This window comes from Streptomyces sp. NPDC046805 (assembly GCF_040645355.1).
Taxonomy (GTDB): domain Bacteria; phylum Actinomycetota; class Actinomycetes; order Streptomycetales; family Streptomycetaceae; genus Streptomyces.
Genome location: NZ_JBEYYC010000077.1, coordinates 1 through 6257 on the forward strand (window position 1 = coordinate 1; position 6257 = coordinate 6257).

The window sequence follows — 6257 nt, forward strand, 5'->3', positions numbered from 1 at the left end:
GGGGGCGGCCGGGGGGCCGGGCCCCGGCCCGCGCGGCGCGGGCGCGGGCCGGGGGCGGCGGCCCCGCGGCGGCACCGTGGCGCTACGGCACCGGGACGGCCGCAGGCTGGAGTTGGGGCTGCTCGCGCACCGCAGGACGGCGGACGGCGGGATCGCCGAGTGGCTGGTGGTGTCCGCCGGGCCCGGCGCGGCACGCTCGCCCCACACCGTCGGCGAAGCGCTGGCGGAATGGGTGTTCGGCCAGTCCCCCTTCGTCCTGGCGATCTTCGACACGGACCGGCGCCTGGTGCGGGCCAACGCGGGCCTGCAGCGCGCTCTGTCCCTCACCGAGGCCGAGATGCGCGGGCTGCGCCTGACGGACATCGCGCCCGGCCCGGGGAGCGACGAAACCGACCGCAGGATGAGCCTGGCGCTGCGGACCGGGGAGCCTCAGCACACGGAGGCCCGCCTGGACATCATGGACGAGGGCCCGGAGCCCCGCTGGTCCGCCTACCTGACGCCGCTGAAGGACGCCGACGGCCGGATTCGCGCCGTATGCCTGACCGCGCATGACGGCCCGCAGGACGCGGAGTCCGGCACCCGGCAGCACGGGCACCTGCTCGAGGAGGCCGACCTGCGCATCGGCACCACCCTCGACCTGGGACGCACCGCGCAGGAACTCGGCGACGTCACCGTTCCCCGGCTCGCGGACTTCGCGGTCGTCGACCTGCTCGACTTCCCCCGGCTCGCGGACGAGCCCACCCTCCCGCTGGAAGGACCGGTCGTCATGCGCCGCGCCGCCGTGCGCTCGCTCCCGGAGGACGGGACCCCCGAGTCCGTGGCCAAGGTCGGCGAGACGACCGCCTATCCGGCGCACTCGCCGCCGGTGGAGTGCCTGGTCTCGGGCCGCTCGGCGCTGTACCGGGCGAGCGACGCCGCCATCGCGCGGTGGACGGCCGGGGACCCGGGGGCCGCGTGGCTGGGCGAGTACGGGACGCATTCGCTGCTGGTGGTGCCGATGCTGTCCCAGGGCAACACGCTCGGCGTGACGCTCTTCGGCCGTCAGCGGCACCGGGAGCCGTTCGACGCGCAGGATCTGCGGCTGGCCGAGGAGCTCACGGCCCGCGCGGCCGCCGCCATCGACAACGCCCGCAAGTACACCCGCGCGCATACGACCACGATGGCGCTGCAGCGCAGTCTGCTCCCGCAGACGCTGCCCGAACAGGGGGCACTCGAGATCGCCTCCCGCTATCTGCCCGCGGGCGGCCGCGCCGGTGTGGGCGGCGACTGGTTCGACGTGATCCCGTTGTCCGGCGCGCGGGTGGCCCTCGTCGTGGGGGACGTGGTCGGTCACGGCATCCGTGCCTCCGCCACGATGGGCCGGCTGCGCACCGCGGTGCGCACCCTGGCCGACGTCGACCTTCCGGCCGACGAGCTGCTCACCCACCTCGACGACCTCGTGCTGCACCTGTCCGCGGAGGAAGGCAGCACGGACCTGGCGAGCGAGACCGCCGGGGGCATCGGCACCACCTGCCTGTACGCGGTCTACGACCCGGTCTCGCGCCGATGCACCCTCGCCCGGGCCGGCCATCTGCCGCCCGCCGTCGTCACTCCGGACGGCCGCGTCCGCTTCCTCGACGTGCCGGCCGGTCCGCCGCTGGGCCTGGGCGGCTTCCCCTTCGAGACCGTCGAGACCGAGCTGCCCGAGGGCAGCATCCTCGCCCTGTACACCGACGGTCTGCTGGAGGCCCGCGACCACGACATCGACGAGGCGCTGGACAAGATGTTCGCCGCGCTCGCCCTCCCCGCCGCCTCGCTGGAGTCGGTCTGCGACCGAGTGCTCACGGCTCTGCTGAGCCACCGCCCCGACGACGACATCGCCCTGCTCGTCGCCCGGACCCGGGGGCTGCACGCCGACCGTGTGGCGACGTGGAACCTGGCGAGCGACCCCGCCGTCGTGTCGCGTGCCCGCGAGTACGCCACCGACCAGCTGGCCGCCTGGGGGCTGGAGGACGCCGTCTTCGTCACCGAGCTGATCGTCAGCGAACTGGTCACCAACGCCATCCGTTACGGCCGTCCTCCCATCCAGCTGCGGCTGATCCACCAGGACGGCACCCTGATCTCCGAGGTCTTCGACTCCAGCGGCACCACCCCGCACATGCGGCGGGCCCGCACCTTCGACGAGGGCGGACGGGGTCTGCTGCTGGTCGCCCAGCTCGCCGAGCGCTGGGGCACCCGGCACGACCGCATCGGCAAGACGGTCTGGGCCGAGCAGTCCCTCGACGGGGCCGGCGACTGACCGGCCCGCCCCCGGGTGCGGCCCCGGGTCGTGTCCCTCGTACTCAGCCGAACGCCGGCCCGGCCCAGGAGGGCGGATCCGGCACCGGCTCGGAATCGAGCGGCGCCTTGTCGACCGCCGCCTCGGCCGCCGGCGCCTCTGCCACCGGCGCTTCGACGACCGGGGCGTCCACCAGCGTCGCCGCGTGGCCGTGCCGGGCGCCGACGGCCACCGCGGCGGCGCGCAGGGCCGCCACGAACTCCAGGCAGGAGTCGTATCGGTCGTCGGGGACCTTCGCCAGGGCCTTGTCCAGGACCTCGTCGGCGGCCGACGGAAGCTCCGGCCGCCTCTCGGTCAGCGCGGGCGGCTGGTCGTACTGGTGCGCCCACAGCAGCGCGAGGTCCTCGTCGCGCTGGAAGGGCGGCGCACCCGTGAGGGTTTCGAAGACGACGCAGGCGAGGCTGTAGAGGTCGCACCTGCCGTCCACCGGGCGCCCGCTGATCTGCTCCGGGGCCACATAGTCGAGGGTGCCGACGAACTCGCCCACGGTGGTGAGGCCGGTGAGCGAGAGCGACTTCTTCGTCAGCCCGAAGTCCGTGAGGTACACGTGCTCGGGATGGTCGCTGTCGACGCCCTTGGCGACCAGGACGTTGCCCGGCTTGACGTCCCGGTGCACCAGGTCGTGTTCGTGCGCCGCGTCGAGGGCGGACGCCAGCTGGCCGGCGATGCGCAGAGCGGTCGCGACGGGGAGTACTCCCTCCCGGTCGAGCAGGAGGCGCAGGTCCAGCCCGGCGACGTACCGCATGGCGATGTACAGCACGCCCTCGGTCTCGCCGGCGGCGAAGACGGGCACGATGTGGGGATGCTCGATGGCCGCGGCCACCCGCGACTCATGGGTGAAACGGCGGCGGAAGGTGTCGTTGCGGGCGAGCTCGGGGGCGAGCAGTTTGAGCGCGACCGTACGGCCCAGACGCAGGTCCTGCGCGCGGTAGACGACGGCCATGCCGCCGCGGCCGATCTCGCGCTCGACCCGATAGCCCGCGATCTCCGTCCCGACCATCCCGGAGGGCCGGCCCGAGTACCGGCTGAGGTCATTCGACGCCGTGTTCATCGGACACCACCGTCATCCGGTCGGTCCTACGAGGGTCCCGGGCGATCCGCCCGTCGGCGTGGTGAGCCGCTCTCCCATACCCGAATTCTATCGAGTGGGCCGGTACGAGTTCTCGCCGAGGACGAGGCCGCGTCGAGCCGTCCGCCTACAACTGGGACAGGAATTCCTGCGGGGTGATGGCGGGGCCTCCGCCGATCTTCTCGACGGGAATGTTCTCGTCGTCGTACCAGACCACCGGTGTTCCCACCACGCCGAACGACCCGAAGTCCCCGATGACTTCCCCGGCCCAGGTCATGTACGTGCTGCCCGTGACCTTCTGGTCGAATTCGGTGGACCTCAGCCCGTTCACCTTGTCGGCCACCGAGAGCAGCACGGACGCGTCGGAGAAGTCGTCGTTGCCGGGCGGGAACGGCTGGGCCTCGAACAGCGCCGCCAGATATTCCATGAACTGCTTCTGTCCCACGTCGCTCGCCGCGGCGAGCGCGCTCAGGCTGCGCTGGGAGCCCGTACCGCCGATCGTCTCGTCCATCACCCCCGCGAAATGGAACTTGACCACGAACTTGCCCTCGTCGGCGGCTTGGCGAATCGTGCCGAGAAGGCTCTCCGCCATGCGGTAGCTCGCCCGGTCACGCAGTTCGATGAACACCTGAAGCTCGTGGGAATTGTTGAGGTCGCCGTAATACAGAGTGGTGTCACCGGTACCAGTCGTGTTTGCGGGAGTCATGAGACGAGCTTGGCATACATGCCACAGGCGGGCACGGCGGACGTTTCGCCCTCGAAAGCCGCCGACGAGCGCGCAGGGCCATACCCGTTGACGCGCATGGACATGCCGTTGAGTGGAGCAATGAACGGTGCGCCCAGGACCGGCGGACCAGGCTGGACCTCTTGTCGGGATCGTGCGCCGGAAGTTCCATGTGGGCAGGCTTCGACCCGGTCGCACCGCTGGTCGGACCGCCATGAGGGTCAGGCGTACGGCAGTGACCTGGCACAGGACCGTACGCGCCTTCCCGCGCCCCCGGCGTGGATGCGCTGGCGGGGCGAGCGCGGCGGCGGGATGCCAGAGTCGTGTTCCATGCGCGCCGCCTACATCACCGAACTCGGTGCACCCGATGTCATCCGTCACGGCCCGCTGCCACCGCCCCGGCCCGGCCCGTACGACGTCCTGGTGGACGTCGAGTTCAGCGCCGTCAACCCCGTCGACACCTTCGTACGCTCCGGGGCGTACCGCACCCCGCTGCGGTTCCCCTTCGTCATCGGCCGTGACCTGGTCGGCACCGTGGCCGCGGCCGGGCCCGGGGCACCCGGATTCCATGCCGGGGACAGGGTCTGGTGCAACAGCCTCGGCCACGCGGGCCGCCAGGGCGCCGCCGCCGAGCAGGCTGTCGTTCCCGCGGACCGACTCTATCACCTGCCTGACGGCGCCGATCCCCTCGACACGGTCGCGCTGGCCCATGCGGCGGCAACAGCGCATCTCGCGCTGTTCAGCCACGGGCGGCTGCGGGCCGGCGAGACCGTCGCCGTGCTCGGCGCCGCCGGCCAGGTCGGCAGCATGCTCGTCGCGATGGCCGCGCAGGCCGGGGCACGGGTCGTCGCCGTGTGTTCCGCCGACGACGCGTCCTACGTACGCTCACTCGGCGCCGACCACGTCGTCGACTACCGCTCCCCCGACGTCGTCGGGCAGATCAGGACCGCCGCACCCGGCGGAGTGAGCCTGCACATCGACACCTCCGGCCGCAACGACCTCGAAGGCGGGCTGGATGTCCTCGCGGACCGAGGGCGGCTCGTCGTGATGTCCGGCCTGCGCACCTGCCCGGTGCTGCCCGCCGCGGCGCTGTACACGCGGGACCGCTCGGTCCACGGATTCGCCATCTCCAACGCCGACACCACGCAACTCGCCGACGCCGCCCACCACATCGGCACGCTTATCGCGGCGGGCCACCTGCGGCCCCGTGCCGTCGAGGTGCTCCCGCTGAGCGCGGCGGCCGAAGCGCATCGCCGTATGGAAGAGGAAAAGGTGCGGACCAAGCTGGTGCTGCGCGTGACGAGTTGAGCGGCCGTGTCTGCCGCCGTATCGACCGCCACGCCTGCCGTCGTGTCTGCGGCCGTGTCTGCGGCCGTGTCTGCCGCCATGGCCTCCGCTTGCGAAGCCCTAGGTATCGCGTTTGAGTGTTTTGTGCCTCCCCGGTGAGTGTTCACGTCTCCCTCCTCCGGCCCCAGGAGCTGTCATGTCGATGTCGTTCGGTTCCGCTTTCGGCTCGTCCGATCCGTTCAGCGACCTGTTGAGTCGATTCTTCGGCATGTCGCCCGCGTCGTCGCCGCCGGCGGTGCAGCGGGTACCGATCGGGCGGCTCCTCACGCAGCCGGCGCACGATCTGCTCAACCGGGCCGCGAGGCGAGCGATGGAGGACGGGACGTCGGACCTGGACACGGAGCACCTGCTGTGGGCGGCCGCCAAGGTCGACCCCGCGCGGAGCTTGCTGGCCCAGGCGGGAGTCGACCCCGACAAGCTGGCTGACAAGATCGCCGAGGTGCTGCCCCATGAAGCCGGCGAGGCGACGGGCGAGCCGAATCTGACCCCGGCCGCCAAGCGCATCCTCGCCGACGCCTACATCCAGTCCCAGGAGGCCGGCGTCTCCTACATCGGTCCCGAGCACATCCTCGGCGCCCTGGTATCGGACCGCGACACCGACGCCGCCCGTCTGATGCGCTCGGACGGTGTGGACGTCAAGCGGCTGCGCGGGGTGACGGAGCAGGCGGCTCGAGCAGAGGGCGGTGCCATGGCTGACGGAAAGAAGCCGACGTCGACGCTGGACGAGTACGGGCGGGATCTGACGGAGGAGGCGAAGGCCGGGAAGCTGGACCCGGTGGTGGGGCGTGGTGAGGAGATCG

At 72.0% G+C, this 6257-nt stretch carries 5 protein-coding genes; 3 read left to right on the forward strand and 2 right to left on the reverse strand.

From position 1 onward, the window contains the following. On the forward strand, positions 1–2278 hold a 2278-nt coding region (locus ABZ910_RS36120), incomplete at its 5' end, for a SpoIIE family protein phosphatase (RefSeq protein WP_361373651.1). A gap of 43 nt (positions 2279–2321) precedes the next feature. Here ABZ910_RS36120 and ABZ910_RS36125 read toward each other — a convergent pair. Together ABZ910_RS36125 and ABZ910_RS36130 are read right to left on the reverse strand one after the other, a co-directional pair. Beyond that, positions 2322–3368, reverse strand: coding sequence for a serine/threonine-protein kinase (locus ABZ910_RS36125; RefSeq protein ID WP_361373653.1), 1047 nt, complete (start codon positions 3366–3368; stop codon positions 2322–2324). 145 nt (positions 3369–3513) lie between these two features. Beyond that, positions 3514–4092 (reverse strand): thioredoxin domain-containing protein, encoded by a 579-nt coding sequence (locus ABZ910_RS36130; protein WP_361373655.1) that lies wholly within the window; start codon positions 4090–4092, stop codon positions 3514–3516. 348 nt (positions 4093–4440) lie between these two features. Here ABZ910_RS36130 and ABZ910_RS36135 point away from each other — a divergent pair, with 348 nt between their 5' ends. Beyond that, positions 4441–5418 (forward strand): NADPH:quinone reductase, encoded by a 978-nt coding sequence (locus ABZ910_RS36135; protein ID WP_361373657.1) that lies wholly within the window; start codon positions 4441–4443, stop codon positions 5416–5418. Positions 5419–5593: 175 nt separating this feature from the next. Further along, positions 5594–6257, forward strand: a 664-nt coding sequence (locus ABZ910_RS36140; protein ID WP_361373659.1) for a Clp protease N-terminal domain-containing protein, incomplete at its 3' end; no start/stop codon positions are given.

Bases quoted from the DNA above. Each gene is read 5' to 3' on its own strand.
- ABZ910_RS36125 (WP_361373653.1), bottom strand. From the start codon at position 3,368: ATGAACACGGCGTCGAATGACCTCAGCCGGTACTCGGGCCGGCCCTCC.
- ABZ910_RS36130 (WP_361373655.1), bottom strand. From the start codon at position 4,092: ATGACTCCCGCAAACACGACTGGTACCGGTGACACCACTCTGTATTAC.
- ABZ910_RS36135 (WP_361373657.1), top strand. From the start codon at position 4,441: ATGCGCGCCGCCTACATCACCGAACTCGGTGCACCCGATGTCATCCGT.